24 protein-coding genes are annotated in these 26,279 nt (G+C 61.8%); 11 read left to right on the top strand and 13 right to left on the bottom strand.

The window, feature by feature from the left end; all coding sequences use genetic code 11:
• Window positions 1-44: 44 nt before the first annotated feature.
• The 4 genes from ACYU03_RS25695 to zwf all read right to left on the bottom strand — a co-directional run bounded on the left by ACYU03_RS25695 (window position 45) and on the right by zwf (window position 5,395).
• Complete coding sequence (locus tag ACYU03_RS25695) at window positions 45-452, bottom strand: SMI1/KNR4 family protein (protein ID WP_461887404.1); 408 nt, start codon at window positions 450-452, stop codon at window positions 45-47.
• Window positions 453-601: 149 nt separating this feature from the next.
• Window positions 602-1,444, bottom strand: a complete 843-nt coding sequence (locus ACYU03_RS25690; RefSeq protein ID WP_461887403.1) for a Tim44 domain-containing protein — start codon at window positions 1,442-1,444, stop codon at window positions 602-604.
• 185 nt (window positions 1,445-1,629) lie between these two features.
• Window positions 1,630-3,813: a DNA helicase II gene (uvrD, locus tag ACYU03_RS25685; protein ID WP_461887402.1), complete on the bottom strand. Its 2,184-nt coding sequence runs from the start codon at window positions 3,811-3,813 to the stop codon at window positions 1,630-1,632.
• Between the two features lie 139 nt (window positions 3,814-3,952).
• On the bottom strand, window positions 3,953-5,395 hold the full coding sequence (gene zwf, locus ACYU03_RS25680; protein ID WP_461887401.1) for a glucose-6-phosphate dehydrogenase: 1,443 nt from the start codon (window positions 5,393-5,395) through the stop codon (window positions 3,953-3,955).
• Between the two features lie 104 nt (window positions 5,396-5,499).
• Here zwf and hexR point away from each other — a divergent pair, with 104 nt between their 5' ends.
• Entirely contained in the window at window positions 5,500-6,366 is an 867-nt protein-coding gene (gene hexR, locus ACYU03_RS25675; protein WP_461887400.1) for a transcriptional regulator HexR, read from the top strand.
• A 107-nt stretch (window positions 6,367-6,473) separates the two neighbouring features.
• Window positions 6,474-6,692, top strand: coding sequence for a PA3496 family putative envelope integrity protein (locus ACYU03_RS25670; RefSeq protein WP_461887399.1), 219 nt, complete (start codon window positions 6,474-6,476; stop codon window positions 6,690-6,692).
• Here ACYU03_RS25670 and ACYU03_RS25665 read toward each other — a convergent pair.
• A complete protein-coding gene (locus ACYU03_RS25665; RefSeq protein ID WP_461887398.1) occupies window positions 6,634-7,596 on the bottom strand; it encodes a LysR family transcriptional regulator in 963 nt (320 codons plus the stop codon). The genes ACYU03_RS25670 and ACYU03_RS25665 overlap by 59 nt on opposite strands.
• A gap of 189 nt (window positions 7,597-7,785) precedes the next feature.
• Between ACYU03_RS25665 and ACYU03_RS25660 the strand changes: the two genes are divergently transcribed.
• From ACYU03_RS25660 to ACYU03_RS25645, 4 genes are all read left to right on the top strand, one after another.
• A complete protein-coding gene (locus tag ACYU03_RS25660) occupies window positions 7,786-9,201 on the top strand; it encodes an acetyl-CoA carboxylase biotin carboxylase subunit (RefSeq protein WP_461887397.1) in 1,416 nt (471 codons plus the stop codon).
• Between the two features lie 98 nt (window positions 9,202-9,299).
• Window positions 9,300-11,108, top strand: coding sequence for a sodium-extruding oxaloacetate decarboxylase subunit alpha (gene oadA, locus ACYU03_RS25655; protein ID WP_461887396.1), 1,809 nt, complete (start codon window positions 9,300-9,302; stop codon window positions 11,106-11,108).
• 217 nt (window positions 11,109-11,325) lie between these two features.
• Window positions 11,326-12,651: a type II toxin-antitoxin system HipA family toxin gene (locus tag ACYU03_RS25650; RefSeq protein WP_461887395.1), complete on the top strand. Its 1,326-nt coding sequence runs from the start codon at window positions 11,326-11,328 to the stop codon at window positions 12,649-12,651.
• Window positions 12,648-12,926 carry a helix-turn-helix domain-containing protein gene (locus ACYU03_RS25645; RefSeq protein WP_461887394.1) on the top strand — a complete coding sequence of 93 codons (279 nt, stop codon included), beginning with the start codon at window positions 12,648-12,650 and terminating at the stop codon, window positions 12,924-12,926. Before ACYU03_RS25650 ends, ACYU03_RS25645 begins: the two co-directional genes overlap by 4 nt.
• Before the next feature lie 52 nt (window positions 12,927-12,978).
• On the opposite strand, the gene ACYU03_RS25640 is transcribed toward ACYU03_RS25645, so the two are convergent.
• Genes ACYU03_RS25640 through ACYU03_RS25630 form a run of 3 tightly spaced genes read right to left on the bottom strand, consistent with a single transcriptional unit; the run spans window position 12,979 to window position 14,756 of the window.
• Window positions 12,979-13,653 (bottom strand): GNAT family N-acetyltransferase, encoded by a 675-nt coding sequence (locus ACYU03_RS25640; RefSeq protein WP_461887393.1) that lies wholly within the window; start codon window positions 13,651-13,653, stop codon window positions 12,979-12,981.
• 15 nt (window positions 13,654-13,668) lie between these two features.
• Window positions 13,669-14,115 (bottom strand): GNAT family N-acetyltransferase, encoded by a 447-nt coding sequence (locus tag ACYU03_RS25635; protein WP_461887392.1) that lies wholly within the window; start codon window positions 14,113-14,115, stop codon window positions 13,669-13,671.
• 11 nt (window positions 14,116-14,126) lie between these two features.
• Window positions 14,127-14,756 (bottom strand): FMN-binding negative transcriptional regulator, encoded by a 630-nt coding sequence (locus tag ACYU03_RS25630; RefSeq protein WP_461887391.1) that lies wholly within the window; start codon window positions 14,754-14,756, stop codon window positions 14,127-14,129.
• A gap of 89 nt (window positions 14,757-14,845) precedes the next feature.
• Here ACYU03_RS25630 and pdxR point away from each other — a divergent pair, with 89 nt between their 5' ends.
• Window positions 14,846-16,378: a MocR-like pyridoxine biosynthesis transcription factor PdxR gene (gene pdxR / locus ACYU03_RS25625; protein ID WP_461887390.1), complete on the top strand. Its 1,533-nt coding sequence runs from the start codon at window positions 14,846-14,848 to the stop codon at window positions 16,376-16,378.
• Window positions 16,379-16,403: 25 nt separating this feature from the next.
• Here pdxR and ACYU03_RS25620 read toward each other — a convergent pair whose 3' ends face one another.
• The 5 genes from ACYU03_RS25620 to aspA form a co-directional block, all read right to left on the bottom strand.
• Window positions 16,404-17,507, bottom strand: coding sequence for a polyamine ABC transporter substrate-binding protein (locus tag ACYU03_RS25620; protein ID WP_461887389.1), 1,104 nt, complete (start codon window positions 17,505-17,507; stop codon window positions 16,404-16,406).
• On the bottom strand, window positions 17,504-18,550 hold the full coding sequence (locus ACYU03_RS25615) for a histone deacetylase family protein (protein WP_461887388.1): 1,047 nt from the start codon (window positions 18,548-18,550) through the stop codon (window positions 17,504-17,506). Before ACYU03_RS25615 ends, ACYU03_RS25620 begins: the two co-directional genes overlap by 4 nt.
• A 125-nt stretch (window positions 18,551-18,675) precedes the next feature.
• The gene (locus tag ACYU03_RS25610) at window positions 18,676-19,668 is read right to left on the bottom strand and encodes an AraC family transcriptional regulator (RefSeq protein WP_461887387.1); all 993 of its coding nucleotides are present in this window, start codon (window positions 19,666-19,668) and stop codon (window positions 18,676-18,678) included.
• A gap of 135 nt (window positions 19,669-19,803) precedes the next feature.
• Window positions 19,804-21,204 carry an alanine/glycine:cation symporter family protein gene (locus ACYU03_RS25605; RefSeq protein ID WP_461887386.1) on the bottom strand — a complete coding sequence of 467 codons (1,401 nt, stop codon included), beginning with the start codon at window positions 21,202-21,204 and terminating at the stop codon, window positions 19,804-19,806.
• A 399-nt stretch (window positions 21,205-21,603) separates the two neighbouring features.
• Window positions 21,604-23,028: an aspartate ammonia-lyase gene (aspA, locus tag ACYU03_RS25600; protein WP_461887385.1), complete on the bottom strand. Its 1,425-nt coding sequence runs from the start codon at window positions 23,026-23,028 to the stop codon at window positions 21,604-21,606.
• A gap of 178 nt (window positions 23,029-23,206) precedes the next feature.
• Between aspA and ACYU03_RS25595 the strand changes: the two genes are divergently transcribed.
• From ACYU03_RS25595 to ACYU03_RS25580, 4 genes are all read left to right on the top strand, one after another.
• Complete coding sequence (locus tag ACYU03_RS25595) at window positions 23,207-24,145, top strand: LysR substrate-binding domain-containing protein (RefSeq protein WP_461887384.1); 939 nt, start codon at window positions 23,207-23,209, stop codon at window positions 24,143-24,145.
• 172 nt (window positions 24,146-24,317) lie between these two features.
• Window positions 24,318-24,809 carry a 5-(carboxyamino)imidazole ribonucleotide mutase gene (gene purE / locus ACYU03_RS25590; protein ID WP_461887383.1) on the top strand — a complete coding sequence of 164 codons (492 nt, stop codon included), beginning with the start codon at window positions 24,318-24,320 and terminating at the stop codon, window positions 24,807-24,809.
• 10 nt (window positions 24,810-24,819) lie between these two features.
• Complete coding sequence (locus tag ACYU03_RS25585; protein ID WP_461887382.1) at window positions 24,820-25,902, top strand: 5-(carboxyamino)imidazole ribonucleotide synthase; 1,083 nt, start codon at window positions 24,820-24,822, stop codon at window positions 25,900-25,902.
• 94 nt (window positions 25,903-25,996) lie between these two features.
• Entirely contained in the window at window positions 25,997-26,242 is a 246-nt protein-coding gene (locus tag ACYU03_RS25580) for a GlsB/YeaQ/YmgE family stress response membrane protein (RefSeq protein WP_461887381.1), read from the top strand.
• Window positions 26,243-26,279 lie beyond the last annotated feature (37 nt).

The following is a 26,279-nucleotide window of genomic DNA, read 5'->3' as shown; positions in this document are numbered from 1 at the left end:
GATTTCATGAACAGGAGCCATTGCTCCGTGAGGCTATGACTCGCTCAGCTTTCCAGCCAGACGTCCCGGGCCCAGTGCCAGACCGACTCCCAGCTTTCCTCGGTCACGATCTCTTCCTCGCCGGACCACAAGACCACGGTGCCGTCTTCCTCGACACAGTAGTAGTCATCGCCATCCTGACATATCGGGATGAGGTCGCGGGGGACGCCGGAGTCCCAGGCATTGGCTGCTACCTCGGGCAGGTAGGTATGGGATTGCGGATCGGTGACGGTCACCGGCTCCAGGCTGCCATACACCACGTCGCTGACAGTCAGTAGGAACTCCTTGAACACGAAGGGGATGTTGATGAACAGTTGCTCCTCGATTTCGACCAGCAAGTCTTCATCGGGAAGCTCCAGGGGCACCGGTACCGGTTCGTTGGCTTCACGGAGTTGTTCGATCACTTCTTCCACGGTTCACATCCTCTGACCTTGATGACACGCTGCGCGTTATACCCTAGTAGCCCGCTGTGTTAAAAGCAAAAACCCCAGGCAGGGCTGGGGTTTTTTGTGCAATGCGGTGGAGCCTGTTGCCGTTTATGGAACGGCAACAGGGCCTGGGATCAGCCGTTCTGGCGGATACCAGCGAGCAGCCATGGCTGGTTTTCGCCCTGGGCGCGCTCCATGTTCCAGCTTTCGCTGAAAGGCTCGCCCTGGTCGAAACGCGAGGTCTTCGACACGCCGTGGAAGGTCAGGGTGGCAATGGTCTTATCGGCGCGGTCGTCGACACCTTCCAGCTGCACTTCGAGGTTGTCGATGTAGGTGGACTGGAAGCCATCACCCAGGTCGGCACGTTCGCGCTTGAGGAACTCGAGCATCTGCGGGGTGACGAACTCGGAGATCTTGTCCATCTCGTTGGCGTCCCAGTGCTGTTGCAGCGACTGGAAGTGATTGCGCGCGGCAGCCAGGAAGCTCTGCTCGTTGAACCAGGCCGGAGCGTTGATCACTGGGGCAGGAGCAGCGGAACCACCGAAGATCGACGGCTGGGCTGGCTGGGCATGGACTTCACGCTGGAACGGCGCGTGGCCGGCAGCGGCGACCTGAGGCTGTTGCTGGCGGCGGCGGGCAGCAATGAAACGGAATACCAGGAAGGCGATCAGACCCATGATCAGGATGTCGAAGATCTGCATGCCTTCGAAGCCATCACCCATGAACATCGAGGCCAGCAAGCCACCGGCGGCGATGCCGGCCAGTGGGCCCAGCCAGCGCGAAGCACCGCTGGCAGCGGCTGGTGCGCGGCCAGGAGCGGTCGGTGTGGCAGCTGGAGTGGTTGGCGCGGCCTGGCGAGTCTGGTGGGTAGGCGCGGCGCCCGAGCTCTTGCCGCCGCCGAAGCGCTTGGCATTGGCGTCCAGGCTCAGCGTCAGGCCGATGCACAGCGCCAAGGCGATGCTAAGAAAACGTTGCATAGATGGGTATTCCCGTGTGGTTGATTGCACGCGCGTCATGGTGCACAGGTTGTAGGACACATGACCAGCGCCATAATGTTTCCAGCTTTTGCCTGATTGGCTTACAGGCTTATCTGGCAGATCTGTGGGCCTTTCGTCTAACCGCTGTACGAAAGGCCCATAGGAGGAGCGTCCGGAAAGGAAGGTCAGATAGCTTCCAGTTTGGCGTAACTGAGCATCAGCCACTTGCTGCCTTCGGCAAAGTTGACCTGCACACGGGCCTGGGCCCCGGAGCCTTCGAAGTTGAGGATCACGCCCTCGCCGAATACTGAGTGCTGCACGCGCTGGCCGAGGCTGAAGGCCGTCTGCGGAATGCTCGCGTTGGCGAACAAGCTGCTGTTCTGGCTTTGCGTATTACCGAACGGGCGGCTGACGCTGTTCGACAGGCGCACTTCCTGGATCAGCCCGGCGGGGATCTCTCGGACGAAGCGCGACACCTTGTTGTAGGTTTCGCTGCCGTACAGGCGACGGGTTTCAGCGTAGGTCATGACCAACTGGCGCATGGCTCGGGTGATACCGACGTAGGCCAGGCGGCGTTCCTCTTCCAAGCGCCCAGGCTCTTCCAGGCTCATCTTGTGAGGGAACAGGCCTTCTTCCATGCCAACCAGGAACACATAGGGGAATTCGAGGCCCTTGGCGCTGTGCAGGGTCATCAGCTGGATGCTGTCTTCGTGCTCGTCGGCCTGGGCATCGCCGGCTTCCAGCGAGGCATGACCGAGGAAGGCCGACAGCGGAGAGAGGTCGGCGTCATCTTCGCTGGTTTCGAAGTTGCGCGCGGCGCTGACCAGTTCTTCAAGGTTCTCCACCCGGGCCTGACCCTTTTCGCCTTTCTCTTCCTGGTGGTAGATGATCAGGCCGGACTGCTCGATGACCGTCTGAGTCATCAAGTGCAGGGGCATGTCCAGAACCTTGGCGGCCAGGTTCTCCATCAGCTCGATGAAAGCGCCCAGGGCACTGGCGGCACGGCCCTTGAGGGCTTTGTTGGCCAACAGTTGGCACATGGCTTCCCACATCGACAGGCGGCTGTGGCGAGCGTGCTCGCGGATGGCCTCGACGGTCTTTTCACCGATACCGCGTGGCGGCACGTTGATCACCCGCTCCAGGGCGGCGTCGTTGCCGCGGCCTTCGAGCAGGCGCAGGTAGGCCATGGCGTTCTTGATCTCGGCGCGCTCGAAGAAGCGTTGGCCCCCGTAGATGCGGTAGGGGATGCGTTCGCGCAGCAGGGCCTCTTCGAGTACCCGCGACTGGGCGTTGGAACGATAGAGGATGGCGATCTCGTTGCGCGCGGCGCCCTGCTTGAGCACGCTTTCGATGGTTTCCACCACGTAGCGGGCTTCGTCGTGCTCGTTGTAGGCGGCGTACAGGCTCAGGGGCTCGCCCTCACCGACATCGGTCCACAGCTCCTTGCCCAGGCGCCCGCTGTTGTTGGCGATCAGGGCGTTGGCGGCCTTGAGGATGCCGGCGGTGGAGCGGTAGTTCTGTTCCAGGCGGATCAGCTCGGCGTCGGGGAAGTCGGCCGTGTACTGGTGGATGTTCTCGATCTTGGCACCACGCCAGCCGTAGATGGACTGGTCGTCGTCGCCCACCGCCATCAGGCTGTCGCCGCCGGCCGCCAAGAGGCGCAGCCAGGCGTACTGAACGGCGTTGGTGTCCTGGAATTCGTCGACCAACAGGTGCCGGAAGCGCCGCTGGTAGTGCTCGAGCAGGCCCGGATGGTCGCGCCACAGGTCGAGGGCACGTAACAGCAGCTCGGAGAAGTCGATGACCCCGGCGCGCTGGCAGGCATCCTCGTAGGCCTCGTAGATACTGCGCATGGTGCCGAGGAACAGGTCACCACTGGCCTGGATGTGTTTCGGGCGCAGGCCCTCGTCCTTCTGGCCATTGATGAACCACTGGGCCTGGCGGGCCGGCCAGCGTTGCTCGTCCAGGCCGAGCTCGCGAATGACCCGTTTGATCAGGCGCTGCTGGTCGTCGCTGTCGAGGATCTGGAAGTTCTGGTTCAGCCCCGCCTCCTGCCAGTGCGCACGCAACAGGCGGTGTGCCAGGCCGTGGAAGGTGCCGACCCACATGCCCGCCGGGTTGATGCCCAGCAGTTGTTCGATCCGCTGGCGCATTTCCGCCGCGGCCTTGTTGGTGAAGGTCACCGACAGGATCGAATGCGGCGAGGCCTGCTCGACCTGGATCAACCAGGCGATGCGGTGCACCAGCACACGGGTTTTGCCGGAGCCGGCACCGGCCAGGACCAACTGACGCCCCACCGAGGCTGCTACGGCCTGGCGTTGGGCATCGTTGAGGGAGTTCAACAGGAGGGAGAGGTCATCGTTGCGCATCCGGCCATTCTATGGCCGCAGACGGGGCAGGGGCAAACGCCCCCTGGGAAAATCTTGCCGCTGCTGGCCTGCCGCTCAGCGGGCTGGCTGGCCGAGCCGCGTTCTTGAGCGGCCCACCTTGCTATGGCTGCCGCCAGCGCTAGAAATGCCAGCGGCGCCCCTGGTGGGCCAACAGGCTATGCGCTTGCTCCGGCCCGTTGGAGCCGGCCGGGTAGGGGCGTGGAGCCTGGAAGTGCTCCTGCCATCCGGTGAGGATAGGATCGATCCAGGTCCAGGCGGCCTCCACTTCGTCGCGGCGCATGAAAAGGGTCGAGTCGCCGGCCAGCACGTCCAGCAACAGGCGTTCGTAGGCATCCCAGCGTCGGGTTTGGCCGAACACCTGGGCCAGGTTCAGGTCCAGCTCGACCGGCTCCAGGCGCATGCCTTTGCCTGGGCTCTTGGTCATCATGCGCAGGCTGATGCGCTCATCGGGCTGCAGTTGGATCAGCAATTGGTTGACCTGGCCGCCGCTGAACAGCTCGTGGGGCACCGGCTTGAACTGGATGACGATCTGCGATGAGCGGCGTGCCAGGCGCTTGCCGGTGCGCAGGTAGAAGGGCACACCGGCCCAGCGCCAGTTGTCGATATGCGCCTGTACGGCGACGAACGTCTCGGTATCGCTGTCGTTGTCGACATCTTTCTCGAAGTAGTAGGCTGGAACTTCCTGGCCGCCGATCTTGCCGGCGCTGTACTGGCCGCGCACGGTCTTGTCCTGCACGTCCTGACCAGTGATGGGCTTGAGTGCACGGAGGATCTTCACCTTTTCGTCGCGCACCGCTTCTGCTTCGAACTGCGCTGGCGGCTCCATGGCTACCAGGCACAGCAGCTGCAGCAGGTGGTTCTGCAGCATGTCGCGGGTGGCCCCGGCACCGTCATAGTAGGCACCGCGGTTTTCCACACCCAGGGTTTCGCAGACGCTGATCTGCACATGATCGATCTGGCTGTTGCGCCACACCGGTTCCAGCAGGGCATTGGCGAAGCGCAGGGCCATGAGGTTCTGCACGGTTTCCTTTCCCAGGTAGTGGTCGATACGAAATACCTGGGGTTCCTCGAAGACCGCGCCGATAGCCTCGTTGATCGCGGTGGCGGACTCGAGCGAGTGGCCGATGGGTTTCTCCAGCACGATGCGTGCTTCGTTGTCGGCCAGGCCGGCCACCTTCAGGTGGTTGGCGATCGGAACGAACAGGTTGGGCGCGGTGGCCAGATAGTAGATCCGCGTCAGCCCGCCTGGCTCACCGAGAAAGCGCGCCAGGCGACCGAAATCGGCACTCTGCGAGGCGTCCATGGAGAAGTAGTCCAGGCGTGCCGAAAACCGGTTCCAGACGTCTTCCTCGAAGTCGTTGCGGGCAATCTGCGCCCTGCAGCGCCGCTCGGCGAGTTTCAGGTAGTCGTTGCGTGGCAGATTGCGCCGGGCCAGGGCGATGATCCGCACGGCAGGGTGCAGGCGGCCCTCGCGATACAGGTGATAGAGCGCCGGCAGCAATTTATGCAGGGCCAGGTCGCCCGTGCCGCCGAATACCAGAATGTCGCAAGGAATAGTCAATACCACTACGCTCCTAGATCGTTTAGCTGGGCGGGTCGTCGGTCATGTAGTATAACTACAAGAAAGCTACAACCCGGCCTGTCGATCATAACCGAGTCCAGCCTGTGAATCTGTTGCAACATATCGCCCAATCGCGCCACCTGCTGCGCAAATCGGAACTGAAAGTAGCTGACCACGTGCTGCTCGATCCGGCCGCTGTCATGCACAGTTCCATGGCCGATCTTGCCCACAGCGTTGGTATCAGCGAGCCGACCATCGTGCGCTTTTGCCGAGCCATTGGTTGCTCCGGGTTTCAGGACCTCAAGCTCAAGCTGGCCCAGAGCCTGGCTGCCGGTGCCAGCTTTGGCCAGTTCGCGATCCACGAAGACGACTCGGTCGCCGACTACAGCCTGAAGATCTTCGACACCACCCTGCACACCCTGATGGAGGTGCGTGAGCACCTTGATGCCCAGGCGTTGCAAAAGGCAGTGACGGCCATGGCCCAGGCGCAGCGCGTGGAGTTCTACGGCTTTGGCGCTTCCGGCGCGGTGGCTGCCGATGCCCAGCACAAGTTCTTCCGGCTCCTGCTCAGCGCCGCAGCCTATTCCGACCCGCACATGCAGGCGATGTCGGCGGTGACCTTGAAGCCAGGCGATGTGGCCGTGTGCATCTCCCAGTCGGGGCGCTCCAAGGATTTGCTGATCACCGCCAATCTGGTGCGGGAAAGCGGTGCGGCACTGATCACCCTGTGCCCGAGCCAGACGCCGCTGGCCGAGCTGTCGACCGTCAACCTGGCCATCGATGTCCATGAAGACACCGAGATCTACACCCCGTTGACCTCGCGTATCGCTCACCTGGTGGTGATCGACGTGCTGGCCATGGGCGTGGCCATGGCGCGCGGCCCGAGCCTGGTCAACCACCTCAAGAGCGTCAAGCGCAGCTTGCGCAGCCTGCGGCTGTCACCTAAGTCGGTCAAGGCCACGGACGACTAAATCGTCGATTTGGCGGCAGATTTCACGGATTTGTAACCATTTTTCCGCCAAATCGTAAAGCACTGAGGTCAGGCTGAAGCTCCCGCACTCGACAAGGGAGACAGGCAATGGCTCGTGAACTCGATGGCTCGTACCAACCTACCGCCAAGACACGCAAGCAGCAGGAAAAGGATCAGCGCCGCATGGAATTCCGCCGCGCGATCGAAAGCTACTGCGAGCAACGTCAATTGCTTCGCGACATAGCCGATTATCCGGAGTTGCGGGATATCACTGTGTGGCAGGTATCGGCGGCAAGCGCCCCGAAAACCGCTCCACAAGCTCGCTGATCTTCGCTCGCTCGTTGCGAATGAACGCCAGGAACGCCAGGGCCACCGGTGACTGCCGCTTGGCCTTGGACTGGACCACGCACCAGCTGCGGTACAGTGGTAGCTCCTCTACCGGCAACTCACGCAGGATACCGGTGGCCAGTTCCAGGTTGAGCGCGTGGCGGGTCAACAGAGCGATGCCCAGTCCGGCGATCACGCACTCACGCTGCGCATCGGCGGAGGCCACTTCCAGCGTCTGGGTGAAATGCACGCGCTTGTCCTTGAAGTACTCCTCGCAAGCTTTGCGCGTGCCTGAACCTTGCTCGCGGATCAGCAGCGTATGAGGCTCAAGATCCTGCAGACGCAGGCGTTCCAGCTTGCACAGCGGATGGTCCGGTGGCGCCACGGCGACGATCGGGTTGTTCAGGAACGGCATGAATTCCAGCCCCATGTCCTGAGGCACCATGGACATGATGATCAGGTCGTCACGGTTGTCCGAAAGGCGCCGGATGGCTTGGGCGCGGTTGACGACCGTGAGGGTCAGGTTGACCTCCGGGTGACGCTGCTTGAAGGCGGCGAACAGGTGTGGCACGAAGTACTTGGCGCTGGACTCGATCGCCAGTTTCAACTGACCCTGCAGTGACCCCTGCATGTCTGACAGTTGCATGTCGAGGCTTTCCAGGCGCCCGAAGATATCCCGGCTGGCCCGCTGCAGGGCTTCGGCCGCTTCGGTGAGGTACAGCTTCTTGCCGACGTACTCGAACAGGGGTTGGCCGACCAGCTCTTCCAGTTGACGGATCTGTAGACTAACGGCGGGTTGCGTCAGGGCCATTTCTTCCGCGGCCCGACTGTAGGAGCGCAAATCACACACCTCATTGAAGATCTGCAATTGACGCAATGTCATACGCATCAATGACTTACGCATTTTTTCCCGAGCTCCGGCAAAACCTTGTAACAGCACTATAAGCTTTTGCTAATACTGTCTCTAATAAATATTGATTTTTGTTTATCGACCTACAGCGCTAGGGTGAATATGCGACTGGCCAGCAGTATCTGGTCACGCGCCGACCGGTGTTGCCGGCTCGTGTGTTCCATCGGCTTTGGGAAGACTCCAGTGATAAAAAAAATCCTGATCGCCAACCGGGGTGAAATTGCAGTTCGGATCGTGCGTGCTTGCGCCGAGATGGGCATTCGCTCGGTCGCGATCTTTTCCGACGCCGACCGTCATGCCTTGCACGTCAAGCGTGCCGATGAGGCGTACAGTATCGGTGCCGAGCCTTTGGCCGGTTACCTGAACCCGCGCAAGCTGGTGAACCTAGCGGTCGAAACCGGTTGCGATGCCTTGCACCCAGGTTACGGTTTCCTGTCGGAAAACGCCGAGTTGGCGGACATCTGCGCCGAGCGCGGGATCAAGTTCATTGGCCCGGCTGCCGAAGTCATTCGCCGCATGGGCGACAAGACCGAAGCGCGCCGCAGCATGATCAAGGCCGGTGTACCGGTAACGCCCGGTACCGAAGGCAATGTCGCCGACATCCACGAAGCCCTGCGCGAAGGTGACCGGATCGGTTACCCAGTGATGCTCAAGGCCACCTCCGGTGGTGGCGGCCGTGGTATCCGCCGCTGCAACAGCCGTGAAGAACTGGAACAGGCGTTCCCGCGGGTCATTTCCGAGGCCACCAAGGCGTTCGGCTCGGCGGAGGTCTTCCTGGAAAAATGCATCGTCGATCCCAAGCATATCGAGGCGCAGATCCTTGGTGACAGCTTTGGCAACGTGGTGCACCTGTTCGAGCGCGACTGCTCTATCCAGCGCCGCAACCAGAAGCTCATCGAGATCGCGCCCAGCCCGCAACTGACCCCCGAGCAGCGCGCCTATATCGGCGACCTGTCGGTGCGCGCGGCCAAGGCGGTCGGCTACGAGAACGCCGGCACCGTGGAGTTCCTACTCGCTGATGGCGAAGTGTACTTCATGGAAATGAACACTCGGGTGCAGGTCGAGCACACCATCACTGAGGAAATCACCGGCATCGATATTGTCCGCGAGCAGATCCGCATTGCTTCGGGCCTGCCATTGTCGGTCAAGCAGGAAGACATCCAGCACCGCGGCTATGCCCTGCAGTTCCGCATCAATGCCGAGGACCCGAAGAACAACTTCCTGCCCAGCTTCGGCAAGATCACCCGCTACTACGCGCCCGGCGGCCCCGGCGTGCGTACCGATACGGCGATCTACACCGGCTACACCATTCCGCCGTTCTACGACTCCATGTGCCTGAAACTGGTGGTCTGGGCGTTGACCTGGGAAGAAGCCATGGATCGCGGCTTGCGGGCCCTGGACGACATGCGTGTGCAAGGCGTGAAGACTACCGCCGCGTACTACCAGGAAATCCTCCGCAATCCGGAATTCCGCAGTGGGCATTTCAACACCAGTTTCGTTGAAAGCCATCCGGAGCTGACCAACTACTCGATCAAGCGCAAACCCGAAGAGCTGGCCCTGGCCATCGCCGCCGCCATCGCCGCCCACGCAGGCCTATGAATGCAGCTGCAAGCTGTCAGCTACAAGCTGCAAGTAGAAGCAAATCGGCTTTTTCTTGCGGCTCGTAGCCTGAAGCTTGCCGCTATGAGGAGATAAGAATGTCCAAGAAGATCTTTGTTACCGATACGATCCTGCGTGACGCCCACCAGTCCCTGCTGGCCACGCGCATGCGCACCGAAGACATGCTGCCGATCTGCGACAAGCTCGACAAGGTCGGCTACTGGTCGCTGGAAGTCTGGGGCGGCGCCACCTTCGACGCCTGCGTGCGCTTCCTCAAGGAAGATCCATGGGAGCGCCTGCGCAAGCTGCGCGCGGCCCTGCCCAACACCCGCCTGCAGATGCTCCTGCGTGGGCAGAACCTGCTTGGCTACCGCCATTACAGCGATGACGTGGTCAAGGCCTTCGTCGCCAAGGCAGCGGTCAATGGCATCGACGTGTTCCGCATCTTCGACGCCATGAACGACGTGCGTAACCTGCGTGTAGCCATCGAGGCCGTGAAAGCCGCCGGCAAGCACGCTCAGGGCACCATCGCCTACACCACCAGCCCAGTGCACACCATCGAGGCTTTCGTGGCCCAGGCCAAGCAGATGGAAGCCATGGGTTGCGACTCGGTGGCGATCAAGGACATGGCCGGCCTGCTGACGCCGTATGCCACCGGCGAGCTGGTCAAGGCGCTGAAGGCTGAGCAGGGGCTGCCGGTGTTCGTCCACTCCCATGACACCGCCGGTCTGGCCGCCATGTGCCAGCTCAAGGCGATCGAGAACGGCGCGGACCACATCGACACTGCCATTTCCAGCTTTGCCTGGGGCACCAGCCACCCGGGTACCGAATCGATGGTCGCCGCCCTGAAAGGCAGTGAATTCGATACCGGCCTGGACTTGGAGCTGCTTCAGGAGATCGGCCTTTACTTCTATGCCGTGCGCAAGAAATACCACCAGTTCGAAAGCGAATTCACTGCCGTAGACACCCGTGTTCAGGTCAACCAGGTTCCAGGCGGGATGATTTCCAACCTGGCTAACCAGCTCAAGGAACAGGGCGCGCTGAACCGCATGAGCGAAGTGCTGGCAGAGATCCCGCGGGTACGTGAAGACCTCGGCTACCCGCCGCTGGTCACCCCGACCTCGCAGATTGTCGGTACCCAGGCGTTCTTCAACGTGTTGGCTGGCGAGCGCTACAAGACCATCACCAATGAAGTGAAGCTGTACCTGCAAGGCGGCTACGGCAAGGCCCCGGGCGTGGTCAACGAGAAGCTGCGGCGTCAGGCGATCGGCAGCGAAGATGTGATCGATGTGCGTCCGGCCGACCTGCTCAAGCCGGAAATGACCAAACTGCGTGCCGAGATCGGCAGCCTGGCCCATTCCGAAGAAGACGTGCTGACCTTCGCCATGTTCCCGGACATTGGCCGCAAGTTCCTCGAAGAACGTGAAGCCGGGACTCTGACCCCTGAAGTCCTGCTGCCGATTCCGGAAGCTGGCGCGGTGGCCTCGGCCGGTGGTGAAGGCGTGCCGACCGAGTTCGTCATCGACGTGCATGGCGAGACCTACCGCGTCGACATCACCGGTGTGGGCGTCAAGTCCGAAGGCAAGCGGCACTTCTACCTGTCCATCGACGGCATGCCGGAAGAGGTGGTTTTCGAGCCACTCAACGAATTCGTCAGCGGCGGCGGCAGCAAGCGCAAGCAAGCCAGCGCGCCAGGCCATGTCAGCACCACCATGCCGGGCAACATCGTCGATGTGCTGGTCAAGGAAGGCGACACCGTCAAGGCGGGGCAGGCCGTGCTGATCACCGAGGCGATGAAGATGGAGACTGAAGTCCAGGCCGCCATCGCCGGCAAGGTCACCGCCATCCATGTTGCCAAAGGCGACCGGGTCAACCCGGGTGAGATCCTGATCGAGATCGAGGGCTGAGCAAAGCTCTCATCTGTAAGCGGTTAACCTCTGGGGAGCGGATGCTCCCCTTTTTTTCGTCTATTGGTCTGCATTAAAACGCACATGATGCTCCATTTGGGGCAGCGAAATATGCATTAAAATGCAGAAATCTATTTTCTTCGCCATTGAAAACGCACTATATTGCAGATTATTCGCACTATACTCGTGTGGAAGTGCATTAAAATGCAGGTAGCTTATGTACCTACTCACGCTTCAGCTCTACGCGCAAGGTCGATGGCAGGACGTCATGTCCATGGGCTTTTCCCAACCGGAAAACGGTTTTCGGAGCCCTTGCGAAATAGCCTACAAATCCACCTACATCAGGGACAACCTCGATGCCTACCAGAGTGCGTTCGCCATGGCAGTCAGCGTAAGGCTGCCCGTGGATTTCGATATCGTCTTGCTGAAGCAGGCGCCTGCCTTTCTCCATGACATCGCGCCTTCAGGCGCCGCCAAGCGCTTCTTGCTCAGGCATATCGGTCGCGAAAAGCCAGAGGGTCTTAGTGATGACATGTTCCTGTTGCAACGCTGCACCCCTGCACCCATTGGCAACCTGCGCATCAAGGAGTCGGTTGAGGTGCTGGCTACAGGGGAGCCGATGGGCTTCACCCGCCAGGATGTAGTCATCCGTGATCAGCGTTTCCTCGAATACGCTTACGAGCAAGGTGCTGCAATCGGTGGGGCAACCGGGGCGGGCGGAGAAGCACCCAAGCTGTTGCTGACGCAAGGGCGCGACGGGCTGCTCTATCCAGACGCGGTTCTGGAGGATACCCAGGCAACCTGCCATTGGTTTGTGAAGTTTGCCCGCAACCAGGCGCTGAGCAATGACCAGGACATTCTGCGGGCGGAATTCCTTTACTACAAAGCGCTACAGCATTTGGGTATCGACACCGTAGCCACTGCAGAGATGGCTTTGGAAGAGGCGAGCAAGCCAAGCCTGTGGATGAAACGCTTTGACCGCCGGGTGAGTGAGCGCGGGGTGGAGCGTCTGGCGGTAGAGTCGGTCTACTCGTTGGCAGGCGTGACAGAACCGGGTAGCAGGCTGGACCACCTTGAAGTCATCCGCTTGCTGGCGCAATTGTGGACGGATGCTGGGCAGGCAGCCCAAGTGCCCGGGCTGGTGGCGGAATACTTGCGTCGTGACCTGATCAACAAGATTTTGGGGAATTCCGACAACCACGGGCGCAATACCGCCATCATTCGCAGCCAGGATGCATTGCGCCTGGCCCCGATCTATGACCTTGCGCCGATGGTGCTGGATGCCGAGGGCATCACCCGAACCAGCAAATGGCCGTCGGCCATCGAGCGTGCTGGCGAGGTGGACTGGCGCGCCGCCTGCAACAGCCTGGAAGGTTTGGTGGAGCCGCAGCAGGCTTTTGACCGGCTTCGACAGGACGCCCGATTGTTCCTGGCGTTGCCAGACCTCCTGGTTGACAGTGGCTTGCCGACCGCAGTGATGAACCACCCGGCCATTGCCTTGAAGAACCTGGATCAGCGCATGAAAGAGTGGGGGTTGGTATGACGGTTTCGATCGATGTTCGCGGTCTGTTGATCGAGGGTGTCCGTGAGGGTATTGCCGACGGTTCTCTTGAGTTGGGGGCGGGGGTGCGGCGTTTGCGCGTCGAGGTTGCGAAGTTGCAGCAAAGCCAGTTTGCCCGCATGTGCAAGATATCAGTCCGTACGCTCATCCAGATCGAGCAGGGCGAAGGAAACCCGACGCTCAAGTCGCTGAACGCCGTGTTCCGCCCGTTCGGTTTGCAGATGGGCGTGGTCAGGCGCCAGCGGCAAGTCAGTTGATCTGCAGCGTCGGGCGCACGAACCGCGTTACGCAAGTATCTGCCCTGACGTATCAGGTTGCTCCGCGACAGGCTTCCAGCGTCCTGACCTGCCCCTCCGGCCTCTGGTTATCCTCACTCAACCAGCGCTCGACCCCTGTTGCAATCGCTGGCCACTCATCATCGGTGATGGAGAACCAGGCAGTGTCGCGGTTCTGGTCCTTGATCACCATGTGTTTGCGGAACACGCCTTCGAAGGTGAAGCCGAAGCGCTCGGCCGCGCGTTTGGAACGGGCGTTGGCGTTGTTGCACTTCCACTCCAGGCGGCGATTGCCCAGTTCGAAAGCCAGCTTGCCCAGCAGGTAGATCGCTTCGGTACCCTTGGGCGTGCGTTGCATGGCGGCGCCGAAGGTGACATGGCCGATCTCGATGCGGCCCTGGTCCGGCACGATCGACATCAGGCTGAGGATGCCTTGGGCCTGCCCATTGGCCTGGTCGATGACACTGAAGAACAGTGGGTCGCGGCTGGCTGCATTGCTGTCGAGCCAGTGGTCGAAGCTTTCACGGTCGGTGAACGGACCATAGGCCAGGTAAGCCCAGAGGGACGGGTCCGAATCCGGCCCTTGGAACACGTCCCAAAGGTCGTTCCGGTCGCGGTGTGGGTCGAGTTTTTCCAGCCGGATGAAGCGACCGGTGAGGGGCGCGGCTTGTGGTGCCCGGGCGGGCTGCCAGTGTAAACGACGACTCATGATGGACTCCTGGCGTTACAGCGCTTTGCGGAACTGAATGAAGCCCGGCCGTTCGGCGACCTGCTCATACAGGCTGATCGCGGTGGCGTTGGTTTCGTGGGTCAGCCAATGGACCTTGACGCAGCCAGCTGCCTTGGCTGCCGCGTAGACGTGTTCGATCAGTTGGCGACCGATGCCCAGGCCGCGTTGTTCACTGGCGACATACAGGTCCTGCAGGTAGCAGGAGTTTTCGATGCTCCAGTTGGAACGATGATAGATCCAGTTGACCATGCCCACCGCTTTACCATCCACCCAGGCCAGGGCCGAGTGGGTCGGTTCGGTGGGGTCGAGCAGGCGTTGCCAGGTGCTCGCGCTGACTTCTTCAGCCAAGTGGGTCTCGTAGAAACGTAGGTAGGCCTGCCACAGGGGCAGCCAGGCGGCATGGTCATTGATGCTGACTGGGCGGAGGGTGACGCTTGGCATGGTGCTTGTCCTCAAGATTGGCGCATCTGCGCGGCGAGATGGTTGTCCAGTGGGTCGGCACTATTCGCCAGGCTTGTACGCACACCTTCCATATCCACAGGGGAACGGTTCTGGCTGAGTTTGCGGGTGCCCTGCAGGCGAGCGATGGGCAGGCGGAACCCGACGATGGCGCGGAGCATCCCGTCAATGTAGTCGGCGGGCGCATCGGCGACCTTCCAGGGCGCTGGGCGGCCTTGCTCGTGGCGATCGCTCAGGCGGCTGACGATGTCCAGCAGGCGCGTGGCATCGTGGATGACTTCGGCCTGACCATAAGCATGGACCGCCAGATAGTTCCAGGTCGGAACGGTGCGCGGGTTTTCTGCCTTGCTCGGGTAGTAGCCGGGGCTTACATAGGCATCCGGGCCGGGAAACACGAGCAGGCTCTCGCTGCCGTTGCCCAGGTCTTGCCATTGCCGGTTGACTCGTGCCAGGTGCCCATAGAGGGTGCCTTGGGCGCCTTCGCCGGGATCGAGCAGAATTGGCAGATGGGTGGCCAGCAAACCTTGCTTGCCCTGGCTGACCAGCACAGCGAGGCGGGTATGCAATATCTGCTGGTGCAGATGTCCGAGATCGTGTTCCTGATGAGCTCTGGCACTGTACATGGCGTGTTCCTTGTGGATTGGCTTCATCCTAGGCAGGCTATTGGCTCAATGTAAGAGCCATTCAAGGCTGTTTTCATAGGTCCAATTTCATGAGCCAGCGTCCTGTTGTCCTGCCTTTCGATCCTGCCGGCATCGTTCTTGATCGCCGCCGTGGCCTCAGTCAGCAGCTGTACCAGGCATTGCGCGCGCGAGTCCTGGATGGTCGCCTGAGCAGCGGTACACGCCTGCCCGCCAGCCGTGACCTGGCCGCGATGTTGGCGCTGTCCCGCAACAGCGTGGTGCGCGCCTATGACCAGCTGTATGCCGAAGGCTACATTGAGAGTCGGGTGGGCGATGGCACCTATGTGAGTCGGCTGCCTAAACTATCCACACAATTGTCCACAGGGTTATCCCTGGGTTTATCAACAGCTTTATCCACAATTTCGCCAGAAAATACTGAGGATTTATCCAGCAAGTCCCGCTCCAGCGGTCCTCTTGAGCGTCTGAAAAAGCACCATCTGCCAGCGCCGAGAAGTGGGGCGCCGCAAGCTTTTCGCGTGGGGGTGCCGGCCTTCGATCTGTTTCCATTTCAGGTCTGGGCCAAGCTACAAGCGGGTTTCTGGCGTGATCCGGATCTTGCGCAGCTCGGTTATGGCGATCCGGCCGGCGAGCCGCTGCTGCGTGAACTGATCGCCACCTATCTGCGCCGTTCTAGAGGACTGTCCTGTACCGCTGAACAAATTGTGATCACCAGTGGTGCGCAGCAGGCCATTAGCCTTTGTGCACAGTTGCTGTTGGAGCCAGGTGACCGGGTCGTTGTGGAAAACCCAGGTTATCGCGCTGCCGGGCATGCCTTCGGTCTCGCTGGGGCACGGGTGATTGGAGTGCCTGTGGATAACGAAGGCCTCGACTGCGGGAGGCTGGAAACCCTGGAGGACTGCCGGCTGGCCTACGTCACCCCGGCTCACCAGTACCCGACGGGCGTCACCATGAGCCTTGCGCGGCGCCTGTCATTGCTGGCCTGGGCCGAGCGCAACGATGGATGGATCATCGAGGACGACTACGATGGCGAGTACCGCTATAGCGGTGCCCCGTTGGCGCCCCTGGCAGCATTGGACCGGCAGGGTCGGGTGCTGTACGTGGGGACTTTCGGCAAGATCGCCTTTCCTGCCCTGCGCCTGGGCTACCTGGTCCTGCCAGCGCAACTGGTGCAGGCCTTCTCCCAGGGGCGGGCGCTGGCGGTCAGGCATTCCGAGGTGGGCACCCAGAGCGTCATGGCGCAGTTCATGGCCCAGGGGCACTTCCAGCGCCATATTCGGCGGATGCGCCGCGCTGCATTGAGCCGGCGCAACGTGCTCAAGGCCGGCTGGCCTGTGGATATTCCCGGATTGGGGCCGATGCCGGAAGTGGCGGCGGGTCTGCACGTCAAGGTCGATGTGGATAACTACGCGCGTGAACAGGCGCTTGTGGCGCAGGCCGAAGCGGTGGGGGTGGAAGTCAATCCGCTCAGCAGCTACTGGCTCGAGGACAGTGAGACGCCTGTGGATAACCGTGCCGGGCTGGTACTGGGCTTCGCCGCTGTGGGCGAAGCCGAGATTGCCGATGCGTTACTGCGGCTGCGCAAGGCCTGGCGCCGGAGTTGAGCAAACGAACCGGCCACACAGGTCGCTAGGTGCCGGACTTGATCTTGGTCCAGGCCCGGGTCCGCGCCCGTTCCGCCGCGCGTGTCAGCGGCTTGAGGGTATAGAGCTTGGCCATGGCCTCGGTAGTGGGGTAGAGGTTGGGGTTGTTGCGGATTTCCGGGGCCACTTTGTCCGTGGCGTCCTTGTTCGGATTGGGGTAGCCGACGAAGTCGCTGATTGGCGCAATCACTTCCGGCCGTAACAGGTAGTTGATGAAGGCATGGGCATCCTCGGGGTTGGCCGCGCCCTTGGGGATAGCCAGCATATCGAACCAGATGGGCGCGCCTTCTTTGGGCAGGCGCATGTCTACCACGACGCCGTTCTTTGCATCCCGGGCGCGGTTGGCGGCCTGGGAGAAGCTGCCCGAATAGCCTACCGCCACGCAGATGTCGCCGTTGGCGATATCGGCCATGTACTTGGAAGAGTGGAAGTAGGTGATGTGCGGACGGATCTTCAACAGCAGCGCCTCGGCCTTCTTGTAGTCGGCCGGGTCGTCACTGTTCGGCGACAAGCCCAGGTACTGCAAGGCCAGTGGCAGGATCTCCGACGGCGAGTCGAGCAGGGCGACGCCGCACCGCTTGAGCTTGGCGATGTTCTCTTCCTTGAAGATCAGGTCCCAGCTGTCTACCGGCGCATTGTCGCCAAGGGCGGCTTTGACCTTGTCCGGGTTGAAGCCGATCAGCACGGTGCCGTACATGTAGGGTACGGCAAAGCGATTGCCCGGGTCGTTGGCCTCGATCAGCTTCATCAAGGCCGGGTCCAGGTGCTGCCAGTTGGGCAGCTTTTCGCGGTCCAGGGGCTGGAACACACCGGCCTCGATCTGCTTGGCGAGGAACACATTGGATGGCACCACCACGTCATAGCCGGAGTTGCCGGTGAGCAGCTTGGCTTCCAGCGCCTCGTTGGTATCGAAGATGTCATAGACCAACTTGACCTGGCTGTCCTTCTGGAAGTCCGTCAGGGTTTGCGGCGTGATGTAGTCGAACCAGTTGTAGACCCGCAAGGTGCGCTGTTCGGCGACAGCCTGGAGGCTGCTGGCGGCAAGGCCGGCGCAGAGCAGTGGGGCGAGCAGTTGCTTGAGTCGTGTCATGCCTGGGCTCCAGGTTGGGCGCGCTGGAAACCTTCCAGCACATTGACGGCATTGATGCCGATTTCCTCAACTGCATAGCCGCCTTCCATGACGAACAAGGTCGGTTTGCCGAGGCGGGCGATGCGTTCGCCCATTTTCAAGTAGTCCGGGCTGTCGAGGCGGAACTGTGAAATCGGATCGTCCTTGAAGGTATCCACACCCAGGGAGATCACCAACACATCCGGCGCGTAGGCATCGATGCGCTGGCAGGCGTCATCCAGGGCCTGGCTCCATACTGCCCAGTCGCTGCCAGCCGGCAGGGGATAGTTGAGGTTGCAGCCTTGCCCGTCGCCTTCCCCTTCTTCGTCGGCATAACCGAGGAAGAACGGGAATTCCGCCTGGGGGTCGCCGTGGATAGAGGCGAAGAACACGTCGTTGCGCGTGTAGAAGATGTCTTGGGTGCCATTGCCGTGGTGGTAGTCGACGTCGAGGATCGCCACTTTCTTCCGGCCTTGATCGAGAAAGGCCTGGGCCGCGATGGCAGCATTGTTCAGGTAGCAATACCCGCCCATGACTTCGGCTGCGGCATGGTGCCCTGGTGGGCGGCACAGGGCGAAGGCGGTGTGCGCGCCCTGTTGGATCGCCGCTTGTGCAGTCAGTGCCACCTGCGCGGCGCTGTAGGCCGCTTGCCAGGTGCCCGCCGTGATCGGCGCACCGGCATCGAAGCTGTAGTAGCCCAGCTCGCCATGCAGGCCGCTCGGCTTGACCCGGCGCAGGGTACGCGCTGGCCAGGTGAAGGGCAGCAAGTCACCTTCGTGGCCCTGTTGCTCCCAGCGTGCCCAGGCACCCTCGAAGAAATCCAGGTAGCCAGCGCTGTGTACCCGAAGCAGCGGCGCGCGGCCAAAATCGGTCGGGCCTTGCACTGGGCCCAGGGCGCGCGCCTTGACCTGTTCGAGGACATGGTCGGCACGCGAGGGCATCTCGAAGCAGGGCATCAGTTGACCGTCGATCAGCTCGCAGCGGCCGTGGTGTAGGCGGTGGTCATCGGAATAGATCGTCAGCATTTCTTGTTCTCCGCTAATGACTGGCGTGCCCCATTGTCAGCCGCTGGGTAATGACTGGAGAACGACGCAAACGGCCAAAAGGGGATAGATCTGGCCAACTGCTGTGTCCCTTTGCGTCCCCGGCATCAGCTGCGGAAGTGGCTGGGGGCGACACCGCTCCAGCGCTGGAAGGCATGGCGAAAGCTGGCGGTCTCGCTGAAGCCCAAGGTCTCGGCGATACGGTAGATGGGCATCTGGTCTTCGGCGAGCAACTGCTTGGCGCGCTCGAAGCGTAGTTCATCCAGCAATTGCTGGTAGCTGCTGCCCAGCGCTTGCAAATGACGCCGCAGAGTGCGCGATGAACAGTTCATCTGCCGCGCCAGGCCCTCCAGGCCAGGTGCGGCATCCAGTTGCTGGAGCAGCAACTGGCGAATCCGTCCCAGCCAGGCCTGGCGCCCGGTGAACTCAAGGTTAAGGCGCCGGCAACGTTCGTTCATGGCCTTGTGGGTGATCGGGTCGGCCAAGGGCAAGGGCATGTCCAGCCAACGGCGTTCGAAAGCGAAGGCATTGTCGTTGGCGTCGAACCCCACGGGGCACTGGAATGCACCGTCGTAGAGCGGATGATAGCCTGGGCGAGCGTATTCGAAGCGTGCTGCCAGCAATGGCAGCGGCTGGCCCAGCAGGTCATCACAGATGACTTTCAGTGAAAGCAGGCAGAATTCGGCATTGAATGCAGCCAGACGAGGGGTCTCCCGGTAATCGCTGGCGCTGAGCCAGACACGTGGCCCGTCCTCGACCAGGCGCAATTGGAAAAGTGTTCCCAACAGCGCCGGATAGCGCAGCGCCAGGCGCAAGGCGTCACCTAAGGTGGCACTGGAGAGCAGGGCGTAACCGAGCATGCCGTAGCACGACACGTGCATGCGCTGACCCAGCTCCAGGCCGATTTCCTCACGTCGGGCCACGGCGTTCGCGCACACCTGCAGTTCCTGCTGGGTGGTGATGCGGGCATCGGCGTGGCCCAGGTCGGCCGGGCCGATGCCGCTGCCGGCGAGCAGTTCCTCGGCGCTTCGGCCTTCTGCTTGGAAGACCTGCAGGATCAGCGAGACGGCATTGAGGGTGGTGAGGTGGCTGTGCAGCATGCTCGGTTTCCGGCGGAGAGGCTGGAAGCATTGTGGAGCAATTTGTGTGCCTTGCTCAGCCTTCATCGGCGCCATCAGGGCCGCTACGCGGCCCATCGCCAGACGATGCTGGTCATTGCAGCGATTCTGCGCGCCTTAGCGCTTGTCCCGCTCCGGCCATGCCTGCTTGTCCAGATCCAGATCCTGGAACTTGCCAGCATCGAATACCGGCACCTTGACCCCGGCAGCCCGCTGCTCGTCATAGTCGCGCAGCACGCGCATGGCGATCTTGAACAGTAGGGCCAAGGCGATCAGGTTGACGAAGGCCAGGCAGGTCATGGTGATATCGGCGAAGGCGAACACCGTGCTCAGGTTTTCCACTGCACCCCAGAGGATCAGCGCCAATACCAGTGCACGGTAGCCGATCAGTGCCTTGCGATTGTCGCCGAGGAGGAAGCGCAGGTTGCTCTCGCCCAGGTAGTAGTTATAGAGGATCGAGGTGAACACGAACAATGCCAGGGCCACGCTGATAAAGATGCGCCCCCAGTCACCGACTACTGCGGCCAGGGAGTTCTGGGTCAAGGCAATACCATCACCCTCGAAGCCGGGGGTATAGAAGCCCGATAGCAGGATCAGCAGGGCGGTGCAGGTACAAATGATGAAGGTATCGAGGAACACGCTGAACGCCTGGACCACACCCTGGGCCACCGGATGATCGACCTGCGCCACCGCTGCTACGTTGGGCGCGCTGCCCAGGCCGGCCTCGTTGGCGAACACACCGCGTTTCACACCCATGACGATGGCGCTGCCGATAAGGCCGCCGAAGGCTTGGTCGAGGCCGAAGGCGCTCTTGACGATGGTCAGCAGCATGCCTGGCACCTGGTCGAACTGCAGCACGATCACATACAAGGTGACTGCGATGTAGGCCAGAGTCTTGACGGGTACCAGCAGGTCGGCAACGGCGGCGATGCGTTTGATGCCGCCGATGAACACCAGGCCCAGCAAGACGGCCAGGGCGATGCCGGTGTGGGTGGTGGACAGGCCGAAGGCATTGTTCAGCGAGTGGGTCACCGCATGGGCCTGGAGGCCGTTGAAGGCAAAGCCGAAGGTCACCAGAAGCAGGAAGGCCATGATCATGCCCAGCCAGCGTTTGCCCAAGCCATGCTCGATGTAGAACGAAGGGCCGCCACGGTACTGGCCTTCGCTGTCGCAGCGCTTGTAAAGCTGGCCCAGGGTGCACTCGAAGAAGCTGCTGGACATGCCGACCAGAGCAGTGACCCACATCCAGAACACGGCCCCGGGCCCGCCCAGGGTCACGGCAATGCCGACCCCGGCGATGTTGCCCGCGCCAACCCGGCCGGCCAGGCTGAGCATCAGCGCCTGGAACGAGCTGAGCTGGTCGCTGCTGTTGCGCAGGCTTTGGCGGAATACCGAGAACATGTGGGTAAAGTGACGCAATTGAACGAAACGCGAGCGGATCGTGAAGTAGCTGCCCAGACCGACAATCAGCACGATCAGTACCTTGCCCGAAAGGAAGTCGTTGATGACTTCAAGCATGGATTTTTCCTCGCTTTAACCGATGGCGAAATGACTGGGGCGCTCCTGTTATCCAGGAGGTTCCGTGTAATGGAGCAACAGGGAGCGCCGCGGCGGTTCGCCGATTGAATGCTTGTATACGTGCGTCTTGCCTGGCCATTGGCATGCCGCGTTGGCAGCGCCGCCAGGGCAAGAGGGCCGGCACTATACCGGGACAATGGCCATGCGTCTGCACAAGGATGGCCGAAATGCCATGCTGCGATGCAGAGTAGCCACTGTCTTGGTGGCAGGGGCTGGTACCTGCCCTCCTCTGCAACAGGGCGGCGCTGAATAAAAAAAGGGCCCGGAGCATAGGCTCGGGCCCTTAAAGGTTGAGAGGTGTCTAGTCCCTCGACCTGGTGAGCTGTTTCAGTTCGCCGGTTACGCCTTCAGCGGAACCAGACGTGGGGCAATCATGTTTTCCGGACGCAGGATGTCGTTGAGCATCGCTTCATCCAGCAGGCCTTCCTCGCGTACCAGTTCCAGCACGCCGCGGCCGCTTTCCAGGGCTACGCGGGCGATACGGGTAGCGTTCTCGTAGCCGATGTACGGGTTCAGGGCTGTGACCAGGCCGATGGAGTGCTCGACCAGTTCACGGCAGCGCTGTTCGTTGGCGGTGATGCCGACGATGCAGTGCTCGCGGAGCATGTCCATGGCGCGTTGCAGCAGGCGGATCGAGTCGAAGATCTTGTAGGCGATCAGGGGCTCCATGACGTTCAGCTGCAGTTGGCCACCTTCGGCGGCGACGGTCAGGGCCAGGTCGTTGCCCATGATGGCGAAGGCCACTTGGTTGACCGCTTCCGGAATTACCGGATTGACCTTGCCTGGCATGATCGAGCTGCCTGGCTGGCGTGCTGGCAGGTTGATTTCATTGATGCCGGTGCGTGGGCCGCTGGACAGCAGGCGCAGGTCGTTGCAGATCTTCGACAGCTTGACCGCCGTGCGCTTGAGCATGCCGGAGAACAGGACGAAGGCACCCATGTCGGAGGTGGCTTCGATCAGGTCGGCAGCCGGTACCAGCGGTTGGTTGCTGATAGTCGCCAGGCGCTGGACGGCAAGGGTCTGATAGCCAGGGTCGGCGTTGATGCCGGTACCGATCGCGGTGCCGCCCAGGTTGACTTCGGTCAGCAACTCCGGCGCCAGGCTGCGCAGGCGGTTGAGGTCTTCGGTCAAGGTGGTGGCGAAGGCGCGGAACTCCTGGCCCAAGGTCATCGGCACGGCGTCCTGCAGCTGGGTGCGGCCCATCTTCAGTACATGGTCGAATTCCTGACCCTTGGCGGAAAAGGCCTGGATCAGGCTGTCGAGGCTGGCCAGCAGCGCGTCGTGACCGAGCAGCAGACCCAGGCGGATCGCGGTCGGGTAGGCGTCGTTGGTCGACTGCGCCATGTTCACGTCGTTGTTCGGGTGCAGGTACTGGTACTCGCCCTTCTGGTGGCCCATGGCTTCCAGCGCGATGTTGGCGATGACTTCGTTGGCGTTCATGTTGGTGGAAGTACCAGCACCGCCTTGAATCATGTCGACCACGAACTGCTCGTGGTAGTCACCGCGGATCAGGCGAGCGCAGGCCTCGCTGATGGCGGCGTGCTTGGCATCGCTCAGGTGACCCAGCTCACGGTTAGCGTCGGCAGCGGCCTGCTTGACCATGGCAAGGGCCACGACCAGCTTCGGATAGTGCGACAGTGGAACACCGGACAGGTGGAAGTTGTTGGCAGCGCGCAGGGTCTGGATGCCGTAGTAGGCATCAGCAGGGACTTCAAGGGTACCAAGCAGGTCTTTTTCGACGCGGAACGATGCAGCGGAGGACATGACGGATATCATCTCGATTTTGACCCGGCACATGCCGGAATGGCGCCAATGCTAGGCCTGCGCCGATTTTGCGGCCAATGCTGTTGCACGCTAACCTATGCACAAACGGCATAGTGATTGATGTGACGCCAAACGACATTCGAGCGTGTTCCATTTTGGTGCACGCCGGGAGACAGCAATGAACCTCGAAAGCAAATGGCTGGAAGATTTCAGCGCCCTGGCCGCCACCCGCAGCTTCTCCCAGGCCGCCGAGCGCCGCTTCGTGACCCAGCCAGCGTTCAGTCGGCGTATACGTAGCCTGGAGGCGGCGCTGGGACTGACCTTGGTGAACCGTTCCCGCACGCCCATCGAGCTGACGGAGGCCGGGCAGCTGTTTCTTGTCACAGCTCGTACCGTTGTCGACCAGTTGGGCGAAGTTCTCCGCCATCTTCATCACCTCGAGGGTGGGCAGGGCGAGGTGATCCAAGTGGCGGCCGCGCACTCCCTGGCCCTTGGGTTTTTCCCGCGTTGGGTAGCACAACTGCGCAATGACGGCCTGAACATCGCCACGCGCCTGGTGGCAACCAACGTCGGCGATGCGGTGCATGCCCTGCGCGAAGGGGGCTGCGACCTGATGCTGGCGTTCTACGACCCGGATGCTGCTTTGCAGATGGACTCGGAGATTTTCCCTTCGCTGCACATGGGCCACACCGAAATGCTGCCGGTATGTGCCGCCGATGCGGAAGGCAAGCCGATGTTCGATCTGGAAGGCGAGAGCAGTGTGCCGTTGTTGGCGTACAGCGCTGGCGCCTTCCTGGGACGCTCGGTCAACCTCCTGCTGCGTCAACGCAACCTGCGCTATACCACGGTCTACGAGACTGCCATGGCCGACAGTCTCAAGAGCATGGCCCTGGAAGGCCTGGGCATTGCCTGGGTGCCACGTCTTTCGGTGCGCGCCGAACTGGAGCGTGGCGAGCTGGTGATCTGCGGGGGCAGCCAATGGCATGTGCCGCTGGAAATCCGCCTGTATCGCTGTGCCCTGGTGCGCAAGGCGAACGTGCGATTGCTCTGGCGCAAGCTCGAGGGTAGTTCTGCGGGAACGCTTGACTCGAAAGTCAGCCAAGGCCCCGAAAAATAAGGCCAGGCAGTTTGTCGCCGGGGTGCCTTAAACGTACCTCGTTACGTTATACTGCGCGGCCCTCGGCCGGCATGACTGGCCCCCGATTAGCATTAACAAGCCACGCCGGTCGTCCCGCGTGGCTTGTTGTTTTTTGACGCGCCCCCGGGCGCACAAGCGAAGAGGCTCGACGATGAGTGCACTGGTTGGCGTGATCATGGGCTCCAAGTCCGATTGGTCCACCCTTAGCCACACCGCCGATATGCTGGAAAAACTCGGCATTCCCTACGAGGTGAAGGTGGTTTCCGCCCACCGTACCCCGGACCTGCTGTTCCAGTACGCCGAAGAGGCCGAGGGCCGTGGCATCGAGGTGATCATCGCCGGTGCCGGTGGTGCTGCCCACCTGCCCGGTATGTGCGCCGCCAAGACCCACCTGCCGGTGCTGGGCGTGCCGGTACAGTCGTCGATGCTCTCCGGCGTCGATTCACTGCTGTCGATCGTGCAGATGCCCGCGGGCGTGCCGGTAGCCACCCTGGCCATCGGCAAGGCCGGCGCGATCAATGCCGCGCTGCTGTCGGCGAGCATCCTGGGTGCCAAGTACCCGCAGTATCACGCAGCACTCAAGCAGTTCCGCATGGAACAGACCGAAACCGTCCTGGACAATCCGGACCCGCGTCAGGCCTGAGGTTACGAGCATGAAAATCGGTGTAATCGGTGGCGGCCAACTGGGCCGCATGTTGGCCCTGGCGGGCACTCCGCTGGGCATGAACTTCGCCTTTCTCGACCCGGCCCCGGACGCTTGTGCTGCGCCCCTGGGCGAGCACCTGCGCGCCGATTACGGTGACCAGGACCATCTGCGCCAGCTGGCCGACGAAGTCGACCTGGTGACGTTCGAGTTCGAAAGCGTTCCGGCCGAGACCGTGGCTTTCCTCTCCCAGTTCGTTCCGGTCTATCCGAGCGCCGAAGCCCTGCGTATCGCCCGCGACCGCTGGTTCGAGAAGAGCATGTTCAAGGACTTGGGCATTCCTACCCCGGCCTTCGCCGACATTCAGTCCCAAGCCGACCTGGACGCCGCCGTGGCCAGCATCGGCCTGCCGGCCGTGCTCAAGACCCGTACCCTGGGCTACGACGGCAAAGGTCAGAAAGTCCTGCGTACCGCCGAGGACGTAGTCGGCACTTTCGCCGAACTGGGCAGCGTTCCCTGCCTGCTGGAAGGCTTCGTTCCTTTCACGGGCGAGGTCTCGCTGATCGCCGTGCGTGCCCGCGATGGTGAAACCCGCTTCTATCCGCTGGTGCACAACACCCATGAGAGCGGCATCCTGCGCCTGTCGGTGGCTAGCCAAGCGCATCCATTGCAGGCCCAGGCCGAAGACTATGCCGGGCGCGTGCTCAAGCAGCTCGATTATGTCGGCGTGCTGGCGTTCGAGTTCTTCGAGGTCGACGGTGGCCTGAAAGCCAACGAGATCGCCCCGCGCGTGCACAACTCCGGGCACTGGACCATCGAAGGCGCCGAGTGCAGCCAGTTCGAGAACCATCTGCGTGCAGTGGCAGGCCTGCCGCTGGGTTCGACGGCGAAGGTCGGCGAAAGCGCCATGCTCAACTTCATCGGCGAAGTACCGGCGGTGGACAAGGTCGTGGCCGTCGACGAATGCCACCTGCATCACTATGGCAAGGCCTTCAAGGCCGGGCGCAAGGTTGGCCACGCCACCCTGCGTTGCGCCGATATGGCCAGCCTGAAGAAAAAGATCGCTGAGGTCGAAGGTCTGATCGCAAGCTGATTGAACCTCTGCGGGCTTCAAGCCCTCTGAATGGCGGTATGCCGAAGCGCTGACTAGGCTTGGGCATGTTCCATTTCCATTCAGAGGGATTTTCATGGGTATCATCGGAACCATTTTCATCGGCCTTATCGTCGGCCTGCTGGCGCGCTTCCTCAAACCCGGCGACGACAGCATGGGCTGGATCATGACCATCCTCCTTGGCATTGCCGGCTCCCTGGCGGCCACCTATGGCGGGCAGGCGCTGGGTATCTACCAGGCAGGCGAAGGTGCCGGTTTCCTGGGCGCGCTGATTGGCGCCATCATCCTTCTGGTGATCTACGGGTTCATCAAAAAACGTTGATTGCAGGCTAGAATGCCCGGCAACCCATCTGTGTTGC

The organism is Pseudomonas sp. X10, assembly GCF_054889225.1.
This window is presented reverse-complemented; position numbering and strand designations above follow the sequence as displayed.